Genomic DNA, 255 nt, shown 5'->3' with positions numbered 1-255 from the left:
CCGACTGCATGTTGTTGGAGGCCTGCTCGGACACGCCGGCGACCTGGCTGGACAGGGTCTGCGTGGTTTCGGCGGTGCGGGTCAGCGTGGACGCCGAGGATTCGAGCTGGACGGCCGAGGCCGACACGTTGGAGACGATGGCGCCGACGGCGCTCTCGAAATCATCGGCAAAGCGGATCAGCTCCGAGCGGCGCGAGGCGGCCTGCTCCCTGTTCTGGGCTTCGCTGGCGGCGGCATCGCGTTCGGCCTTGGCGA

At 69.0% G+C, this 255-nt stretch carries 1 pseudogene; it reads right to left on the bottom strand.

Annotated features, from left to right (window positions below):
• Positions 1 to 255: pseudogene (locus G8O24_RS43255) on the bottom strand (methyl-accepting chemotaxis protein); the annotation flags it as partial.

The organism is Bradyrhizobium campsiandrae (genome assembly GCF_014529705.1).
Classification (GTDB): domain Bacteria; phylum Pseudomonadota; class Alphaproteobacteria; order Rhizobiales; family Xanthobacteraceae; genus Bradyrhizobium; species Bradyrhizobium campsiandrae.
Note: the sequence above shows the minus strand (reverse complement) of the source record. Positions and strands in the feature narration are given on the sequence as shown.